Source organism: Streptomyces sp. NPDC047453, assembly GCF_040643155.1.
Taxonomy (GTDB): Bacteria; Actinomycetota; Actinomycetes; order Streptomycetales; family Streptomycetaceae; genus Streptomyces.
In genome coordinates, this window is sequence record NZ_JBEYTS010000019.1 from 114051 (window position 1) to 132857 (window position 18807).

18 protein-coding genes are annotated in these 18807 nt (G+C 69.4%); 7 read left to right on the top strand and 11 right to left on the bottom strand.

From position 1 onward, the window contains the following. Nucleotides 1-9 precede the first annotated feature (9 nt). Both ABZ818_RS19195 and ABZ818_RS19200 read right to left on the bottom strand, forming a co-directional pair. The gene (locus ABZ818_RS19195) at nt 10-1713 is read right to left on the bottom strand and encodes a Na+:solute symporter (RefSeq protein ID WP_361415758.1); all 1704 of its coding nucleotides are present in this window, start codon (nt 1711-1713) and stop codon (nt 10-12) included. Then, nucleotides 1710-2051, bottom strand: coding sequence for a DUF485 domain-containing protein (locus ABZ818_RS19200; protein WP_361415760.1), 342 nt, complete (start codon nt 2049-2051; stop codon nt 1710-1712). Before ABZ818_RS19200 ends, ABZ818_RS19195 begins: the two co-directional genes overlap by 4 nt. 205 nt (nt 2052-2256) lie before the next feature. On the opposite strand from ABZ818_RS19200, the gene ABZ818_RS19205 reads away from it, so the two are divergent. Beyond that, the gene (locus ABZ818_RS19205; RefSeq protein WP_361415762.1) at nt 2257-2997 is read left to right on the top strand and encodes a DUF6081 family protein; all 741 of its coding nucleotides are present in this window, start codon (nt 2257-2259) and stop codon (nt 2995-2997) included. Here the strand turns inward: ABZ818_RS19205 and ABZ818_RS19210 are convergent. From ABZ818_RS19210 to ABZ818_RS19250, 9 genes are all read right to left on the bottom strand, one after another. Then, complete coding sequence (locus tag ABZ818_RS19210; RefSeq protein ID WP_361415764.1) at nt 2990-3691, bottom strand: SDR family oxidoreductase; 702 nt, start codon at nt 3689-3691, stop codon at nt 2990-2992. The genes ABZ818_RS19205 and ABZ818_RS19210 overlap by 8 nt on opposite strands. 282 nt (nt 3692-3973) lie before the next feature. Continuing rightward, nucleotides 3974-4606: an isochorismatase family protein gene (locus ABZ818_RS19215; protein WP_361415766.1), complete on the bottom strand. Its 633-nt coding sequence runs from the start codon at nt 4604-4606 to the stop codon at nt 3974-3976. A 45-nt stretch (nt 4607-4651) separates the two neighbouring features. After that, the gene (locus ABZ818_RS19220) at nt 4652-5437 is read right to left on the bottom strand and encodes a 2,3-dihydro-2,3-dihydroxybenzoate dehydrogenase (RefSeq protein ID WP_361415768.1); all 786 of its coding nucleotides are present in this window, start codon (nt 5435-5437) and stop codon (nt 4652-4654) included. Further along, a complete protein-coding gene (locus tag ABZ818_RS19225; protein WP_361415770.1) occupies nt 5437-6651 on the bottom strand; it encodes an FAD-dependent monooxygenase in 1215 nt (404 codons plus the stop codon). The genes ABZ818_RS19220 and ABZ818_RS19225 overlap by 1 nt, the downstream gene beginning before the upstream one ends. Nucleotides 6652-6661: 10 nt before the next feature. After that, nucleotides 6662-7978 (bottom strand): AMP-binding protein, encoded by a 1317-nt coding sequence (locus ABZ818_RS19230; RefSeq protein ID WP_361415772.1) that lies wholly within the window; start codon nt 7976-7978, stop codon nt 6662-6664. Then, nucleotides 7975-8736, bottom strand: a complete 762-nt coding sequence (locus ABZ818_RS19235; RefSeq protein ID WP_361415774.1) for an amidohydrolase family protein — start codon at nt 8734-8736, stop codon at nt 7975-7977. The genes ABZ818_RS19230 and ABZ818_RS19235 overlap by 4 nt, the downstream gene beginning before the upstream one ends. Before the next feature lie 35 nt (nt 8737-8771). Beyond that, a complete protein-coding gene (locus ABZ818_RS19240; RefSeq protein WP_361415776.1) occupies nt 8772-9875 on the bottom strand; it encodes a 3-dehydroquinate synthase II in 1104 nt (367 codons plus the stop codon). Nucleotides 9876-9906: 31 nt separating this feature from the next. Next, on the bottom strand, nt 9907-10731 hold the full coding sequence (locus tag ABZ818_RS19245) for a 2-amino-3,7-dideoxy-D-threo-hept-6-ulosonate synthase (RefSeq protein ID WP_361415778.1): 825 nt from the start codon (nt 10729-10731) through the stop codon (nt 9907-9909). 15 nt (nt 10732-10746) lie between these two features. Continuing rightward, the gene (locus ABZ818_RS19250) at nt 10747-12030 is read right to left on the bottom strand and encodes an aspartate kinase (protein WP_361415780.1); all 1284 of its coding nucleotides are present in this window, start codon (nt 12028-12030) and stop codon (nt 10747-10749) included. A gap of 211 nt (nt 12031-12241) precedes the next feature. On the opposite strand from ABZ818_RS19250, the gene ABZ818_RS19255 reads away from it, so the two are divergent. The 6 genes from ABZ818_RS19255 (at nt 12242) to ABZ818_RS19280 (ending at nt 18462) form a co-directional block, all read left to right on the top strand. Further along, entirely contained in the window at nt 12242-14224 is a 1983-nt protein-coding gene (locus ABZ818_RS19255; RefSeq protein ID WP_361415782.1) for an anthranilate synthase family protein, read from the top strand. Between the two features lie 65 nt (nt 14225-14289). Further along, entirely contained in the window at nt 14290-14754 is a 465-nt protein-coding gene (locus ABZ818_RS19260; RefSeq protein ID WP_361415784.1) for a DUF6220 domain-containing protein, read from the top strand. A gap of 135 nt (nt 14755-14889) precedes the next feature. Further along, nucleotides 14890-15279 carry a VOC family protein gene (locus ABZ818_RS19265; RefSeq protein ID WP_361415786.1) on the top strand — a complete coding sequence of 130 codons (390 nt, stop codon included), beginning with the start codon at nt 14890-14892 and terminating at the stop codon, nt 15277-15279. Between the two features lie 242 nt (nt 15280-15521). Then, nucleotides 15522-16181, top strand: a complete 660-nt coding sequence (locus tag ABZ818_RS19270; RefSeq protein WP_361415788.1) for a response regulator transcription factor — start codon at nt 15522-15524, stop codon at nt 16179-16181. Nucleotides 16182-16375: 194 nt separating this feature from the next. Beyond that, entirely contained in the window at nt 16376-16786 is a 411-nt protein-coding gene (locus ABZ818_RS19275; RefSeq protein ID WP_361415790.1) for a DUF6223 family protein, read from the top strand. Between the two features lie 329 nt (nt 16787-17115). Beyond that, nucleotides 17116-18462, top strand: coding sequence for an IS630 family transposase (locus ABZ818_RS19280; RefSeq protein WP_361415792.1), 1347 nt, complete (start codon nt 17116-17118; stop codon nt 18460-18462). Nucleotides 18463-18807: the final 345 nt, after the last annotated feature.

An 18807-nucleotide genomic window follows, 5' to 3' on the forward strand; every position in this document is an offset into this window, starting at 1 on the left:
CGCGGTTGTTCAGTGTGCTTCGCTGGGGGTCCGGCTCTCCCGGTCGTGCGCGTCCGCGCCACCGGTGGGGGCGTTCCGAGCGGGAATGACGGCACCGGTGAGGGCACGGACCCGCATCTCGGCAAAGCCGGCGTCGTTACGCTCGCTACTGGTGAGCGTGCCGAGGAAACCGAGCAGGAAGCCGGCCGGCACCCCGACCAGTCCCGGTTCGAAGTCGATGAACTTGAAGTCGGCGTCGGGGAACAGGGCGGTGGGATCGCCCGACACTCCGTTGGAGAACACGACCATGAACAGGGTCAGGGCGAGCCCCCCGTAGACCGTCCACATCAGCCCCCGGGTGTTGAAGCGCCGCCAGAACAGCGAGTAGACGACAGCCGGCAGGACGACGGCGCCACCCAGGTCGATCGACGTCGGAATGAAGATGTGAGTGAGCTGGGTCATCATCGCCGCGCCCACGACGAGGGAGGCGATTCCGATGACCAGCACGTTGCGCCGGATGTCCTTCAACTCGGCGGCCGGCTCCACCTTCCGGCCTCGTACCGCGTTGACGTCCCTGGTGTAGGACGTCACCGCGTTGAGCAGCAGGACCGCGAAGATCGCGCCGACCGACAGCAGCGCGATCCCGCCGAGCACGCCGGACGCCCACTTGCCGCCGAGGTCGTCAGCGAGCTTGGGCAGGGTGATGTCGCGGTGCCACGAAATCACGCCGATCTTGTTCCCGCCGAGTATCGCGACGGAGCCCAGACCGACGATGATCATGCACGTCCAGAACGCGACGGTGATCATCGCCGCCCAGCCGGCCGTCCGCCGCGCGGCCTGTCCGCTTCTCGACGCGAAGAAGCGCATGAAGAGGAACGGCATGCCTATCGCCCCGGCCGCGATGGAAACGGCCTTCGACAGATGAACCCAGGGATCCTGGCCCGAGTTGTAGGTGGATCCCTCACCGAACAGGCGGCCGGGGGCCAGCAGCCCGTAACCGCGCTTGTCCGGATAGGCATGGGCCTCGGCGTCACTGAGCAGGTGGGCGAGGTTCAGCTTGTACTTGGCCAGTACCACCACGGTCAGCACCGCTATGAAGGCCATCATCAGAGAAACCTTGAGCACCATCACCCGGGTGATTCCGGGCATCCCACCCACGTACACCATCACAATGGCGGCCAGGCCGACGACAATGACCATGGTGCCCACGACGGGCACGTTCACCTCGGAGTCGGTGGTGAACATCCGGCTGGCGACCATGCTGACCGAAGCCAGCGCGACGATCATGAACATGGCGTAGATCAGCAGGGTGATGACGGCCGACGCGATCCGGGCCTGCCGCTCGCGGGCGCGCAGCGCGAACAGGTCGCCGATCGTGTACGCGCCCACGTTGCGCATCGGCGAGGCGTAGATCAGCACCGCCAGCACCGTGGACATCGTGAAGGCCGTCAGGAGGAGGATGGCGTCGAAGCCGTTCAGCGCGATGTGCCCGGTGATGATGATCACGGTCGAGTACATGATGCCCCCGCCGACGTGGGCGAGGGCGTTCTGACCGGCGCCGATCCTCCGGCCCGCGAGGAAGAAGTCCTTCTGGTCGCGAACACGGCCGCGCGCCGTGAACACGAGAGCGAACACCACGGCTGCGAGGACGAGAGCGACCGCGGCGGCGATCGCGGGCGCCGCCCACGTGTTGTCCACCGGGGGTGGCCCGGAGGCCGTGAGAACGCCGGTCATCGGAGATCTCCTTCCAGGTCCGCCCGGATCCGCTCACTGAGCGGATCCAGCCGGGTACGGGCGAAACGCAGGTACACCGCGGAGACCGTCACCACGAGGGCGAGCGACAGGAGCACGAACAGCAGGCCCACGTTCATGGGGCCGCCGAGCCCCTTCCGGAAGAAGTCCGGCACGAAGGCGGCAAGCAGGAGGACGAGAAGCCACCACCCGTAGAAGATGACGCTCGCCCAAGCGATGAAGGTGTTCGACCGACGCCGCAAATCCTTGAACTGGGCGCTGTCATACACCGCGACATAGCGGTTGCCGTCCGCTTCCGCTGCCGAGTCCATCGTGCCCATGACACCTCCTCCAATGAGGACGTCGTGCTGACGACGTCATGACGTGGTGGTCAGTACTGCGGCAGTCTCGGCCACCGCCTCCCGCGTCGGGCATCGCCCATTCACGGGATTTCCGGCGTGCGGTGCGGAATTGGCGTGCCGTCCCCGGTCGAACCGCGTGATCGTGTGATGTCCGCCGGCGGCGGCGCGGCCGATGGTGTGTGCCATGACGTCGGCACTGAGGACCAACGCGTGGACGTACGACGACTTCACCAGCGGCGAGCTCGATCCCGCCCGCTGGAGAGTCATGTCGATAACGGGGGCTGACGGCGAAAGGCACCACTACCGGGACCGCAACGCACGGGTGCGTACCAGTGACGGGCAACTGGAGCTGACCGTCAACCCGTTCACGCGCTTCCACGACTCGGACCCGAGGCAGAACAACGCCAAGCAGATGTACCAGTCCGTGCGCCGCTTCGCCGTGCCGGCGGCGGGCGTGCTGACGTTCGACGTCGGCATGGCGGTGCGGACCTACGGCCAGGTCCCCTACGACCTGCTCGACGCCTACGGCACGGTGAACCTCTTCGACCTGGAGACCGGCGTCGTCCTCAACGCCGCCGCGACCAACGACACCGTGTACGCGGTGGTCGAACGACTGGTGCTCCCCGGCGTGACCCGGCCTCACGAGTACTACATCCACCGGGTGGTGCTGGATGTGCCGACGGAGCCGGGGCGCGGGCACGACTACGCCGTCACCTACCGGGCCGAGACGTCGGAGGTGGAGTTCCGCGTCGACGGCCGGCTCGCCTACTGGACGCGGCTTCCGGTACCGGTGACGGGCTTCCAGGCCGGAATGGCCCTGTTCTCGGCCCGTGATCTCTCCCGCTACGCTCGCGCGGAGCGGGAGCACGGACAGGGCGCGACCGGCCGGTGGGGGCCGTGGCGGATCACGACTGGCGTCAGATGAGCACTTCTCCGCCGTCGATGTTCAGGTTGACACCGTTGACCGAGCGGTTCTCCAGCAGAAACGTGATCGCCCCGGTGCAGTCCTCCATCGTCACCGGCCGCTTGGTGAGCGCACGCGTCCGGGCCGCTTCACGTGCGGCCGGCTTGTCGCTCCAGAACGGCGTGTCGGACACGATGCTCGGGTGCAGGGCGTTGACCCGGATCGGTGAGAGCTCCACCGCCAGCGTGCGCACCAGCGCGCTGATGCCGCCGTTGGCGGTCGTCACGGTCGTGGAACCCGGATACGGCCGGTGACTGGCAAGGCCGCCGATCAGTACGGCCGCGCTGTCGCCGTTCATCCGCGGGGCGAGCGCGTGCAGGACCGCCGTGTAGCCCGTGAGCTTCACCGTCAGCAGGCGCACCGAGTCGGCCGGACGGTACTCGCGGACCGTGTTGTGGTCCCGGTCGAGTGCCGCGAGCACCAGCCGGTCGACGCGTTCCACGTCGGCCAGCGCCGCCACGACCCGGTCCGGGTCGGCCAGGTCCAGTGCGAGCCCGCGAGTCCGCCCGCCGATCTCATGGGCGACGCCTTTGGTCCGGTCCTCCGAACGGCCGGTGATGACCACGTCGTTTCCCCGTTGGGCGCAGGACTGGGCGAAATGCCGCCCTATCCCCGACGTTCCGCCGATGACGACGACATGAGTGCGATCAGACATTGATGTGTTCCTCCATGAGTGGGTGAGGGTTTCCGGTGGCTAAAACCGCGTCCAGTGCTGCGACCGGAAAGGTTCACCGGCTCGCGACGCCCGGCACGGCACTCCCCCAGCCTTCGGCCGGGAGTACCCCCACGCCGCGTTGTCGCATCATCCGAGTACATCCAGTACGCGGGCGACGCTCCGCCTTGCGATGCTCCCCCACAGCCTGAACGGCGCGGGAGGTACCCCCAGCACCGGACGCCGCGAGCTTCCCGGCAAACCTTTCCGGTCACAGCACTAGATCTACAGCTCGGCCAGCACGTCGGCGGTGGACAGCGGCACCGCGCAGCGGTCCGCGGCATAGCGGAGTGCCATGAGGTGGTCGTCGAGAGACAGGTCGGCCAGCGCGTCCGCCACCAGGAACGGCTGGATGTCGCGGCTGAACGCGTCGCAGGCGGTGATGAGGCACCCCATGTGCGCATAGACACCGCACACGACGAGCTGGTCGCGTCCCGACCGCCGTAGTCGTTCCTCCAGGTCACTCCGGAAGAACGCGCTGTAGCGCCACTTGGTCAGCACCGTGTCGCCCGGCTCGGGGGCGACCTCGTCGACGATGCCGCGGTCGGCCTCCTCGACACCCATCCCGGGCCCCCACAAGTCGTGCAGCAGCCCGCGGTCCTGGCGGCTCATGCCACCCGGCTGCGCCGTGTACATCACCGGCACCCCGGCCGTACGCGCCGCCGCGAGCAGCTTCGTGACGTTGGCGACCAGCTCGGTCGCCGGGGACTGCCCGGCCGGAAACGGGCGCAGGAAATACCGCTGCATGTCGTGGACCAGCAGGACGGCCCGGTCCGCGCCCGGGCGCCAGGGCATCGCCGCACTCGGCAGATCTCCGTCGCCGGGCATGCGGTATGGCGCGATCGGGTTCATGGCCATGGTTCGCCTCCTCTTTCCGTCCGACGGCGTTTCCCTCCGACGGCGTCACACGTGCAGGGCTGCGCCGCCGTCCACGTACAGGTCGTGCATCGTGACGTGGCCGGCCTGGTCGGACACGAGGTACGCGACGGCCTCGGCCACGTCCCGCGGCTGGGCCAGCTTCCGCAGCGGAATGCCGACCTTGTACGCGGCCGGCGAGCCCTCGATCACCCGCCTCGGATCGGCGTTCTCGCCGAGCATCGAGCGGAGCATGGGCGTGTCGGTCGATCCGGGCGAGACGACGTTGCACCGTATGCCGTAGTCGGAGAGCTCCAGCCCCAGGCACCGGGTGAACTGGGCGGACGCGGCCTTTGAGGCGGCGTATGCGGCCATCTCCGTGCGCGGCACGCCGGCGGCGTTGGACGCCACGGTCACGATCGCGCCGCGGCGGCGGCTCATCATCCGCCGGGCCACGGCACGGGACACGTGGAACACGCCGCCCGCGTTGACGGAGAAGATCTCGTTCCACTGACGGTCCGACAGTTCGACCACCCTGCCGGTGTGCAGGACGCCGGCCGCGTTGACGAGGATGCCGATGGGCCCCAGCTCGTCCTCGACGCGCCGCACGAGCGCGTCCACCGCCTCGCTGTCGCACACGTCGGCGGAGTAGCCGCGGGCCGACACGCCCTCGGCCCCGAGCTTGGTCACGACGGTGGCGAGCGCCTCGGCGTTGCGGTCCACGGCGGCGACATGCGCTCCCGCGCCCGCCAGGGTGGCCGCCACGGCGGCGCCGATGCCCTGCGCCGCGCCGGTGACCAGTGCGACCGTCGACTCGATTCCGGTCAGTTCCATCATGAACTCCTGCTGGTCGTGATGGCTTGCTCGGCGTCGTACGTGATGGCCTGCTCGGCGTCGTACCCGAACAGCCACTCGTGCCGGTCCAGACCCGATGAGCCCTGGGCGGAGGTGTCGCGGCGGCGCTGCGCGTCCCCGTCGGCCAGGTGGAAGGTCTTCGCGTTGTCGCGGGATCGGCGCTGGATCAGTGTGGTGCGGGGAAGGCGGATCCGCTCGTAGCGGCGCAGGGCCGTGCTCAGGCCGCCCGGGCCCGCGTCGGCCAGACAGGCCGCGAGCACCACGGCGTCCTCGATCGCCTGGTTGGCGCCCTGCGCCTGGAACGGCAGCATCGGATGCGCGGCGTCGCCGATGACGGTCACCCGTCCCGAGCTCAGCCGGTCGGTGCTCTCGCGGTCGTGCAACGCCCACCTGCCGACCGTCTCCGCCGCCCCGATCAGCCGTGCGACGTCCGGGTGCCAGCCCGCGTACGCGGCCGCGAGCTGAGCGACGTCACCCCGCGCCGACCAGGACTCCTCCCGCCAGTCCGAGGCGGAGACGGTCGCGCCGAAGCTCACCTGCCGGCCGGACGACACCGGGTAGCACACACAGTGCTGGTCCGGTCCGAACCACAACTGCACCCGCGGCTCGGTGAGCAGAAAGGGCACCCGTTCCGCCGGCACCAGTCCCCGGTAGATCGTCTGCCCCGAGTACTGCGGCCGATCGGCCACGATGTGCTCACGCGCGATCGAATGGATGCCGTCGGCTCCCACGACCAGGTCCGCCGTGACCGTCGTACCGTCGGACAGGTGCAGCCGCGCCTCGTCGGCGTCCTGCGTCACGGCGTCGAGGCGGGCGCCGAGGTGCACGCGGTCGGGTGGCACGAGCGAGAGCAGGCTGCTGTGCAGGTCCGCACGGTGCACGGCGTAATAGGGCACCCCGAAGCGGCGTCGGCACAGGTTGCCCAGCGGCGTGCGTTGCAGCAGCCTGCCGTCGTCCCAGCGGCGCATCTCGATCGCCTGCGGTGCGACCGCGACGGAGCGCAGACGGTCGCGCAGGCCCAGCCGGTGCAGCAGCCGGGTGGCGTTGGGCGCCACCTGGACCCCCGCCCCCACCTCGGTCAGGTGCTCCGCCTGCTCGTAGAGATGGCAGTCGATTCCGGCCCGGTGAAGGGCGGCGGCGAAGGTGAGGCCGGCGATTCCGGCCCCGGCCACGGCCACCCGTGTCTGCGGCATGTCGTCCCCGTCAGTAGTAGAGGAGCGCTTTGCCCCAGTCCTCGTCGGGCCCGAACAGGCTGCGCGGCTTGACCACGTCAGGCATGGCGGTCAGCGCGTCATGCGGGACCAGCGTCCCCGGAGCCAGCCCGCTGACCTCGCAGTCGACACCGAACGCGGCCCGTACCGAAGCCTTCAGCTCCGCCACGGCGCCGGCCCGGTGCTCCTCGGGCACCTCGATCTCGATGCGCAGGACCGCCGGTTCCGCCCTCGCCCGCCAGAACATCACCCCGTAGGACTCCGGGAGGGAGAAGACGAGTTCCTCCAGCCGGTGCTGGGTGATCGTCGCGGCGCCGACCCGGTACCCGAACGCCGACCTGCCGAGCACCCGGACGGTGGGCAGGTTCCATCCGCAGTCGCAGTCGGCGTAGGAGACCGACACGTTGTCCTCGAGGTTGTAGCGCAGCAGGGGCATCGCCTCGCGGAACAGCGGGGTGACCACGAGCTGGCCCTCGCCCTCCGCACGGACGGTGCCGGTCCGCGGGTCGTACACCTCGAACAGCGCCCGGTCCGCCCACAGGTGCATCCGGCCGTTCGGGCACTCCCCGGCGAGGCTGCCGGTCTCCGTGGAGCCGTACTCCTCGATCACCGGCACCCCCCAGAGCCGGCTGATCCGGCGACGGCGGGCGGGGGTGAGCGGCTCGCCACCGACGAACAGCGCCCGCAGCGCGGGGAAGTCGGCGCCGGGCCGGTGCCCGGCCGCGGCCGCCGCGGCGGCCCAGATGAGGCACTCGGTCGGCACCGACCAGGTCAGCGTGACACCCAGGTCGTGCATGACCCGGACCACGCGGGCGTACGGCATGGCCAGCGACCGGTTGTCGCCGGGCACCACGGTGGCCCCGTGCAGCCGCCCGGCGGCGTGCGCGAGATGCCCCGTGAGCAGCAGCGCGTACGGCGTGCGGACCAGGAAGACGTCCTCGCTGGACATCCCGATCCACTTGCGGGCGAAGCGCTCGGCGAGGTCGGTCCAGTCCTCCGCCGTGTAGTACGAAGGCGTGGGCCGGCCCGCGGTCCCGCTCGACTCGTGATAGGTGGCCAGCCGCGCCTTCGGGACGGCGAGCATTCCGAAGGGGTAGTTGTCCCGCAGGTCCTGTTTGGTGGTCAGCGGCAGACCGGCGAGGTCGGCGGCGGTCCCCGGCAGGGCCGCCGAGTCCAGCCGCGACTGGTAGAACGGCGAGCGGGCCGCCCAGGCGACGGTCTGCGACAGCTGCTTCTCCTGGAGCCGCTGCAGGTCCTCCGGCCCGTTCCATTGGCCGAGTCGAGGCAGGCTCGAACGTGGGTCGTTCACCGCTTCTCCTCTCCTAGCAGTCGATGCGCGTTGTCCCAGGCGATCTGCCGCCACTGCTCGGGCGGTGTCCGCAGCGCCTGGAACTTGGCCAGCTCCACGGCCGGGTGCTGGAGCGGATACTCGGAGCCGAACACCACCCGCCCGGCGCCGAGGCGGCTCAGCGCCGCCTTGGCCACGCAGGTGTAGCCGCCGGAGGTCTCCAGCAGGATGTTGGGTTCGTCCCGGATCAGGGTGAGGGCGTGGAAGTCGATGTTGCCGATGCCGCTGTGCCCGAGCACGAAGTCCACCTGGGGGAACTGGCGGGCGAGGCCGACCAGGTCGGCCACGCCCGCACCACGGCGCTCCAGGCACACCACGTACACCGGGTGGCCGAACTCCGCTGCCACACCGGCGAGTTCGGCGACACGGGGATCGACCAGGCCGATGCCGTGGACGGCGGGCGAGACCTCCAGGCCACGGAACTCCGCGGCCCTGGCCCGGTACAGCTCGGGCGGGCGGTGCGGGTTGGCGAAGAAGAACGGCACCAGGCGGCCGTCGGTGCCCGCGCAGGCGTCCAGCACCGCGTCGTTGTCGGCGTCGGTCTCGACGTGCCCGCCCTCGACGATCTGGCGGGACAGGCGGTCCAGGTCGATGGTGCCGCCCGCGCACACCACCGCCCGCTCCAGGCCGCACTCGTCCATCGTCGACAGGAGCCGCTCCCCGGCCCCCGGCCGGGGAGCCAGGCGTACATGGAAATCCAGCACGGGCTGCGCGGTCATCGCGGCCACCGCTCGTTCCCCATCGCGGTCGTCGCTCACTTCTCGATGCAGAACTCGTCGATCGGGTAGCCGACGTGCCGCTGCTCGACCGGCAGGTAGCCGAGGACCTTGGTGCCCGGCGTCAGATCCGTGACGTTCAGCACCGTGCCGCCCGGCCCGAGCACCCGCACGTGCCAGTCGTCCTGGACGATGAGGTTGACCTTCACCCCCGAGGGCGCGACCGCGTCGATCGCGAGCAGCGGCCGGGTCTCTATCTTGACCCGGCCCACGGTGACGACCCGTGACTTCCCCTTCGAGTCGACGGCGAGCACCTTGCCGCCGGAGACGAGTTCGCTGAGGTAGTTGGTGCGCCCGTTGGCCGAGAGCGTGTACGAGTGCAGCGCACCGGCGTTGACCCGGAACGGCCGGGTCGGCATGTACGGGAGCGGGTGGGTCTCGCTGCAGCACAGGATCATGCCGGTGGAGTGCGAGCCGACGAGAATGCCTTCGTCGAGCCGGAAGTTCGTGCAGGTGTCGACGCAGGCCCGTTCACCCATCCCCACCCGCCGGATCCCGGTGACCTCCAGCTCCACCAGCGGCAGGTCCGCCGCCTTGCTGCGCGCGGCGGCCTTCAGCTCGGTGGCCTCCCCCGGGACGCGGGGGGCGAGCATCACGCCGTCGGAGCCGTGCTCGAGGACGCCGAAGACGATCTCCCCCTCCTCGACATCGGCCACCTGGGTGATGATGCTGCCGTCGGCTCCCGCCGCGGCGGCCAGCACGATCTCCAGCGGGATCTTGGTGGGGTCCCGGAAGTACAGCAGGCTCCACCTCTCCAGGCGCGCCGAGCGGCAGGCGTCCTCCAGGCTGGCGGCATCCGTGATCTCCACGAACCGGCCGAACTCCACATCAGGGTACTGCTGTGCCAGCTCGGCGGGCTCCCCGTGGCGCGCCGGCTCGACGATGACCAGGTCGGCGGGTTCCAGCTTCTCCGGCAGCGGCTGGTTCTGCGGGAACAGCACCTTCTTCACCGTCGGGGGAAGCGGCTCCAGGTCGGCCGGATCGGCCGCCACGATGGCGTCCATTCTCTGGTGGACGGCCTCCTCGACTATGGCCTCCTTGGCACCGTTGACGTTGCGGATGTCCAGCCAGCACAGCTTCACAGGTATCTCCTCGGCGGAAGGGCAGGGAGTCTCAGGTCGTAAGGGCGAGCCGGTTGTCGACGTCGTCCCGGTCCGCGGCGTGCCGTGATTCATGCACCACTCGCGCGACGGCGGCTGCCATCCAGCCGGGATGGTCGGACTGGAAGACGTTGCGTCCCATGGCCACTCCGGCCGCACCACCGCGCAGCGCGTCCGACACGTAGGCCAGTACGGTCTCGGTGTCGGCCGAGTGCGGGCCGCCGGCCACGATGACCGGGATCGGGCAGGAGCGGACCACGTCGGCCATCTGCTCGGGCGTGCCCGCGTAGTCGGTCTTGACGATGTCCGCACCGAGGTCGGCGGCCAGCGTCGCGGCGTGCGCCACCAGTTCCGGCGCCCGCGAGTCACTGATCTGCGGTCCGCGGGCGTACACCATGGCCAGCAGCGGGATGTTCCAGCGGTCGCACTCCCCCGCCACGGCCGCCATGTCGGCGATCTGCCGGGCCTCCTGGGGCGACCCCATGTTGACATGCACGCTGACCGCGTCGGCGCCCAGCCGCAGCGCCTCCTCCACATGGGCGACCAGGTACTTCGCGTTCGGATCCGGGGCGTGCCTCGTGCTCACGCTCAGGTGCATGATCAGCGACATGTCGCCGAACCAGCCGTGGTCGACATGACGGAGACTGCCCTTGTGCAGCACCACGGCGTCGACACCGGTGCCGGCTAGCTCACCGAGCAGGGAGTTCAGATCGCCACGGCGCAGCGGTCCGTCGGTGACGGAATGATCGAGCGGTACCACGAGCAGGCGCCCGTCGCCGTGCCCGAACAGGCGTCGTAGGCGCAGGCTTCGGGCGAACGAAGCGTTGTGTACAGCCACTGTGTCCTGCCTCTCTCAAACGGTGGCGGAACGGCCGGAGTTCGCGGACATGACGTCCGCCGGCTCGTGCCGGTCGAGGTGGAACTCGCGGTGCAGGGCCTCGACGGCGTCGGCGGTGCGTTCTCGCGGCACGATCACGGACAGCCGCATCTGGGAGGTGGAGATCCAGCTCGTCGGAATCGCGGCCTCGGCCAGTGCGGCCATGAGCCTGGCCGTGTACTCGGGACGGCTGAGCAGGCCCATTCCGACCGCCGACACCTTGGCGACGTCCTCGTCGAAGATCACGCCGCCGCCGAAGCCGGCCGTCAGCTCGTGCAGTGCGGTCCGCACGGAGTCGGCCTGGCTGCGGCGGATCGTGAATCCCATGCGGAACTCGTTCTCGTAGGGCCCGGACCTGGCCACCAGGTCCACCACCGTCCCCTGGGCGGCCAGCACCTGGAACACGTCGGGAGCCAGGTCCCGGCGGATGTCCCGGCAGTGCACCAGCACCCGCGCGACATCGGTGTCGTGGGTCACCGCCACGACGGCACGCCGGGTCTCCAGCGGCCGGCCGTCCTGCCGGTCGACGACGGTGGTTCCGGGCGCCTGCGACGACGCGTTACGGACGCGCACTTCGACCCCTTCCATGGCGGCAAGTTCGATGCATCGGGTGTGCAGAACCCTCGCGCCCGCGAACGCCATCTCCGCCATCACGCCAGGTGGGACCCACGGCAGGCATCGGGCCGCGGGCAGGATGCGGGGATCGGCGCTGAAGACGCCGTCCACGTCGGTGTAGATCTCGCAGGCCGATGCCCGCAACCGCGCCGCCAGCGCCACCGCGGTCGTGTCGGAGCCGCCGCGTCCGAGCGTGGCGACGTCCCCGGCGTGGTCGACGCCCTGGAAACCCGTGACCACGGCGACCTTGCCGTCGTCCAGAGCCGCCCGTACCCGCGCGGCCCCGATCCCCGAGATGAGCGCGTCGCCATGCCGGTCGGTGGTCCGGATCCCGGCCTGGTGCCCGGTCAGCGAGATCGCCGGCACTCCCAGCCCGTTCAGGGCGAGGGCCATCAGCGCCGCGGACTCGGACTCGCCCACGGCCAGCAACTGATCGAGTTCCCGGGACGGTTCCGCGGCACCGACGTCGGCCGCCAGCCGCAGCAGTTCATCGGTTCTGCTGCCGCGCGCCGATACGACCACGGCCACCGACGATCCGCGCCGCCGTGTCACCGCGATACGGAGGGCGGCGTGACGAACGCAGTCGAGGGTCTGCAGAGAAGTACCGCCGTATTTCTGGACCAGCACATCCACCGTCGATTTCACCGCCCTCGTCGAACTGGCATGCCGCCGACAGTAATCGCGGCGCACCTCCCCGCCCACTACCCGCATGAGTAGTGCCACTTCATTCAGCTGTTCACGCCATGCCGTAACGGCGTTACCTGGAACGCGGGATGGCGGCTTCACGTCATGTGCGGCGTCTTTCGCCGACGCAGTATCCAGAGGGGCGATCTGATCCGACGCAAAGGGGAGCAACATGTACGGGACGGATTCAGGCACGGCCGGCCCCCCGGATGTTCTGGCCGGCCTCGGTGCGGACGGGCGTGCCTTCGCGCTGCTCCACCGGCCCGGCTCGGCCCGGAACACGCACGTGGAGGTCCTGACCGGCGAGGTCTGCGACGTGCACAGCCTCGCCGAACTGCCCATTCCCGACCGGCCGGCGAGCGGCGCGCGGCACGACCTGCTCGTGGCGATTCCGTACCGGCAGATCACCGAGCGCGGGTTCGCCTGCCACGACGACCGCGCGCCCCTGCTCGCCATGCGCGTCCATGAGCAGGCCGAACTCACCCGCAGTCAAGCCCTGGCAGGCCTGCCCGAGCGGCACGTGTCCGTGTCCGACGCCGGATTCGACATCAGCGACGAGGACTACGCGGCGATCGTCGAGCGGGTACTGGGTGAGGAGATCGGACAGGGTGCCGGATCCAACTTCGTCATCAGGCGCTCCTTCACCGCACGGCTGGACGACTACTCGGTCGGCACGGAACTCGCCATCTTCCGGCGGCTGCTGACCGGTGAACTCGGGGCGTACTGGACGTTCCTGTTCCACACCGGCGCGGGAACATTCATCGGCGCGTCGCCCGAACGGCACGTCAGCATGGCCGACGGCACCGTCTCGATGAATCCCATCAGCGGGACCTACCGGCACCCCTCGACCGGCCCGGACATTTCCGGGCTCCTGGAGTTCCTGAACGACCCGAAAGAGGCCAACGAACTCTATATGGTCGTCGACGAGGAACTGAAGATGATGGCGCGTATGTGCACCTCCGGCGGCCAGGTGCACGGCCCATTTCTCAAGGAAATGGCACGCCTGACCCACTCCGAATACTTCCTGACCGGCCGCAGCGGCCTCGACGTACGCGACGTGCTGCGGGAGACCCTGCTCGCACCGACCGTCACCGGCAGCCCGCTCGAGAACGCCTTCCGGGTCATCGCCCGTCATGAGACGACGGGCCGCGGATACTACGGTGGCGTCCTCGCGCTGATCGGCCGTGACGCGGCAAACAACCGCACGCTCGACTCGGCGATCATGATCCGGACGGCCGAGGTCGGCGACGACGGCGGTCTGCGCCTGGGCGTCGGCGCCACCCTGGTCCGTGACTCCGACCCCGGTTCCGAGGTGGCCGAGACCCGGGCCAAGGCCGCGGGCGTGCTCGAAGCGCTCGGCCTGGCACCGGAAGGTACCGGCGCCGGCGGCGCACCCGCCGTGGCGGGAGCGCACACGTCACCGGCCACGGATCCCCGGGTGCGCCTGGCGCTGCGGAGCCGCAACACCACGCTGTCGCGGTTCTGGCTCGACGGAGCGCACAAGAGGACACCGGACCCGGCGCTGGACGGGCGGCGGGTGCTGGTCGTCGACAACGAGGACCTCTTCATGGGGATGCTCGGCCATCAACTGCGGTCCCTCGGCCTGTTGACCACGATCACGCGATTCGACAGTCCGCTGTCGCCGGAGGGGTTCGACCTCGTCATCGTCGGTCCCGGCCCCGGCGACCCCCGCGACGCGGCAGACCCGCGCATGAACACGCTCCGTGCCTTTACCCGTGACCTGCTCGCCGGCACGGTCCCGTTCCTGTCCATCTGCCTGGGCCACCAGATACTCGCCACCGAGCTCGGCTTCGACGTCGTACGCCGCGCGGTGCCCAACCAAGGCGTCCAGAAGCGGGTCAACCTGTTCGGTCAGTCCGAACTCGTGGGTTTCTACAACACCTACGCCGCCCGCTCCGATCACGACTTCCTTCCCGGTACCGGGCAGCGCAAGCCGGTCGAGATCAGCCGGAACCCCGAAACCCGCGAGGTGCACGCCCTGCGCGGCGCGGGATTCCGATCCGTGCAGTTCCATCTCGAATCCATACTCACCCAGCATGGTCCGCGGATCCTCGGCGACCTGCTCGTCTCACTGCTCAGGGACGCGGGAATCGCCGGCGTTCCCAGTACACCCGTGGGTGCGCGCCGCAGCTGAGCAGGGACACGCGCCTCGGCGGACCGAACGCCCCTCCGAGCCGACCGACCTGAATGGACTCTCCCATGCGTAAAGCGTTCGCCTGGCTGGCGGCACTGCTGATGCTCGCCGTCGTGGCGCAGTTCTTCCTGGCCGCCAGTGGCGCGTTCGACACCGCACCCGATGACGAGTCGTTCAAGCCCCACCGTGCCCTGGGGTACGGGATCGTCCTTCTCGCCGTGGTGTTGACGGTGGTCGCCGCCCTGGCCCGGATGCCCCGTCGGCTCATCGGCCTGTCCGGCCTGGTCGTGGGACTCGGGATCCTGCAGCCCGTGATCGCGGTCATCGCCGAGGCGTTCGGGGACTCCGGAGACACCACGACCGCCGGCCGGCTCGTGTTCGGCCTGCACGCCGTCAACGGGCTGCTCATGATGTCCGTGGTCCGCACCGTCCTCCAGCAGGCGCGACGGCCGGCGACCGCGGCGCCCACCACGCGGGCCGGTGCGGGTGACGCCGACTCCGCTGCCGGGCCGGCAGCGGGATCGGCGTGACCGGTGCCGTGAATCGCTGCCACAACCCGCCCGTCAGGACCGGGGCATGATGCCGCGGCTCGTCTACGATGGCGCCCGCACACCCTTCGACGGCGCAAGCCGTGAACACTGACCCGCACGAAGGGATCTCCCGACATGACCGAGACCGAACGCGGCCTGGCGAGCGTTCGCTACATCGTCGACGACGTGCGAGCGGCGATCGACTTCTACACCACTCACCTCGGCTTCACCGTGCTCAACGCATATCCGCCCGCCTTCGCCGACGTCGCACGTGGGCCGCTGCGGCTGCTGCTGTCCGGGCCGAGCAGTTCAGGAGCCCGTGCCACACCGGCGGACGTGGCGGGGTGCGGACGCAACCGCATTCACCTCGTCGTCGACGATCTCGACGCCGAGAGGGAACGGCTGCGCCGTGCCGGGGTGGTCTTCCGCAGCGACATCGTCTCGGGTCCCGGCGGGCGCCAGATGCTGCTCGCCGACCCCGCCGGCAACCTCGTCGAGCTGTTCACTCCGGCAACCGCCGGCTGAACCAGGTGCGACGCCCGGCCGGCCACCGAGCCGGGCTCGACGGAGCTGACGTCCAGTCGGCGAACTGCCGGGTCCGCGGTGGATGGCCACTCGTCCACACGCGGCTGCGCGCGCCCCAGGAACGGCTGCACATCGCGTGGGAACCGCGCGACCGCGTCTCCGCCCTGGGCGGCCGTCTGCGCGCGGAACCGCGCCGAAGGCGGGTTCACTGTCCAGGCCGAACTCCCGGTGGCACGAATCTCATGATCCGTATCATGGTGCTCGACGACCAACCGCCCCTTCGCAGCGGATTCCGCGCGCTTCTCGACGGCGAGGACGACATCGAGGTGGTGGCCGAGGGGGCCAACGGCAGGGAGGGCCTGGCCCTCGCCAGGAAGCACCTGCCCGACCTCGCTCTCGTCGACATCCAGATGCCGGTCATGGACGGCATCGAGACGACCAAGCAGATCGCCGCGGACCCGGGCCTGGCCGGAGTGCTCGTCGTCATCCTGACCAACTACGGCATCGACGAGTACGTCTTCGACGCGCTGAGCGCCGGCGCCGCCGGATTCCTGGTCAAGGACATCGAGCCGGACGACTTCCTTCACTCCGTACGCGTCGCCGCTCGCGGCGACCTGCTGGCACCGTCGATCACGAGAATGCTGATCAGCCGGTACGTCGAACAGCGTCTCGCCGTGGAGACCTGCACAGGGCCGGAGGGCCTGACCAACCGCGAACGCGAGGCCGTCGCCCTGGCGGCGAAGGGCCTGTCCAACGACGAGATCGCCGACAGCATGGTGATCAGCCCGCTGACCGCGAAGACCCATATCAACCGGGCCATGACCAAGCTCCAGGCCCGTGACCGCGCTCAGCTCGTCGTCTTCGCCTATGAATCCGGCCTGGTGACACCCCGGAACCGCTGATGGTCGCAGCCGCACGCGCCGGACCGGGCGTCCGGTTGCTGCGGCTGCAGTATGCGACTGCTGTGACCGCAGGCCGTCATCGAGCGGGTACCACCTCGGCGGTAGGCCCGTCGGAGACCTTGGCATGACGACCCGTCACCATCGGCTGCATACGCTGACGCCGGTACCCGTCATACAGCCGAAGGGATCTTTCGATGTCCGTCCGTCGTTTGCTCGCCGCCACCGCAGCTGCCCTGCTCGGCGGGTTCGTGCTTGCCGCACCGGCAGCTGCGCAGGTCTCGATCGCCGACGGCGGCAGCGGCGGTGGCTCCGGGCGAGCCGGATCCGTGGTGGCGCTGGGCCTGGCGCTGATCGGTGTGGTCGTCGGTGCGTGGGCTCTGCGCTCCGCCGGTCGTGTCGGCACCGGCAACGGGCAGGGTGGCGCCTTCGTGGCACTGGGGCTGGCGCTGCTCGGCATGGTCGTCGGCGTGGTGGCTCTGGCCGGCTCCGACGGTGGTGTCGGCACCGGCAACGGGCGGGGCGGGGCGATCGTGGCCCTGGTGCTGGCGCTGCTCGGCATGGTCGTCGGCGGACTGGCTCTGGCCCGCTCGCGACGCACCGCCTGACCAGGAGGCCCTGTCCACACGCCTCAGCGGATCCGGACGCGCACTCCGGATCCGCTGACCGCGGGTGACTCGCTGGTGCTGTGACCGGAAAGGTTTGCCGGATAGCTCGCGGCGTCCGGTGCTGGGGGTACCTCCTACGCCGTTCAGGCAGTGGGGGAGCACCGCCTGCGTACTGGATACTCGGGTGATGCGACAACGCGGCTGGGGGGTCCCCCTGCTCGAAGAGCTTGGGGGAGCCGTGCCGGGCGTCGCGAGCCGGTGAACCTTTCCGGTCGCAGCACTAGTGTGATGCGCCGGAAATCACGGGCTTAAGTCTGTAGTGTGTTGTCATGTCGCCAGGACCTCGTGCTGTTGAAGTCAGGCTGTCCGATGGGGAGTTCGCCGAGTTGTCGCGCTGGGTGGACGGGGCGGTGGGGCCTCGCCTTGTCGAGCGGGCCCGGATCATTCTGATGTGTGCCGACGGGGTGCCGAATACGCGTGTGGCTGCGGAGCTCAAGGTGACCACGGACACCGTGAGGAAGTGGCGTTCGCGGTTCGTTGCCCATCGGCTCGAAGGACTGACGGACAGGCCGCGGTCAGGCCGGCGCAAGGCAGCACTGGTGCTCAGCGAGGCCGAGCGACATCAGTTGATGCGTTGGGCGAGGCGCGCGAAGACCGCCCAGTTCCTGGCTTTGCGGGCCAGGATCGTGCTGCGGTGCGCGGAGGGTGGAACGAACAAGCAGGTGGCAGCCGAACTCGGCGTGAGTGAGCAGTCGGTGAACCGCTGGCGGGCCCGGTTCATCAAGCGGCGGCTGGACGGACTGGTCGACGAACCGCGGCCGGGGCGGCCGCCGTCCATCCTGCTCGACCAGGTCGAGGACGTGGTCATCGCGACGCTGGAATTCACTCCAGGCCAGGACACACACTGGTCGCGGGCGTCCATGGCCGCCCGCACCGGGCTGTCGAAGTCCACCATCGGCCGGATCTGGAAACGGTTCGACCTCAAGCCGCACCTGCAGGATGCCTTCAAGCTCTCCACCGACCCGCAGTTCGTCGCGAAGGTCGTCGACGTCGTTGGCCTGTACCACAACCCGCCCGATAAAGCAGTGGTGTTATGCGTGGACGAGAAAGCCCAAATCCAGGCGCTGGACCGCTCGCAGCCTGTCCTGCCGATGATGCCGGGCATGCCCGAACGGCGCACCCACGACTCTCTGCGGCACGGCATCACCAGCCTGTTCGCTGCCTTCAACATCGCCGATGGGACCGTCATCGGTGAACTGCACCGCCGCCACCGAGCCATCGAGTTCAAGAAGTTCCTGGCCACGATAGACAAGGCGGTTCCCGCCGGACTCGACGTGCACCTGGTGTGTGACAACTACGCAACCCACAACACCCCCGACATCAAAGCGTGGCTGGCCAAGCACCCCCGCTTCCACGTCCATTTCACCCCGACCGGCTCCTCCTGGATCAACCAGGTCGAGCGGTGGTTCGGCCTGCTGACCGACAAACTCATCCGCCGCGGAGTCCACACCTCCGTGAAGGCGCTGGAGGACGACATCAGGGCCTGGATCGACTCGTGGAACGAGAACCCCAGGCCCTTCACCTGGACCAAGACCGCTGACGAGATCCTCAAATCCCTCACCGATTACCTCACCAAGGTCACTCCGCCAGCCACCGAGAACCAGCGAGAGACTTAAGCCCGCGATTTCCGGCGCATCACACTAGCGTCCTGCGCCGGAAGTTCCTGGGTAGTTCGCACTCAGCCTCAGGCGGTCAACACACCTGGTTGCCGGACCGGACCCAAACGCCGGTGCGAGACAGATCTACCAATGGATTACTGGCGCAGGACACTAGTAGCGTGTCGCTGCTTAGCTCTGGGTTGTTTGGTCGGGAGGCTGGAGTGTGGCAGATTCCCCTTCCGTTCTGCCGGACAGGGCTGGTGCGATAGGTTCGCAGAAGAAGAGGCCGGTGGTGCTGACCGCGGCTGATCGTGAAGAGTTGGTTCGGTTGACCACGACGGGGGTCCATCCGGCCTCGGTGAT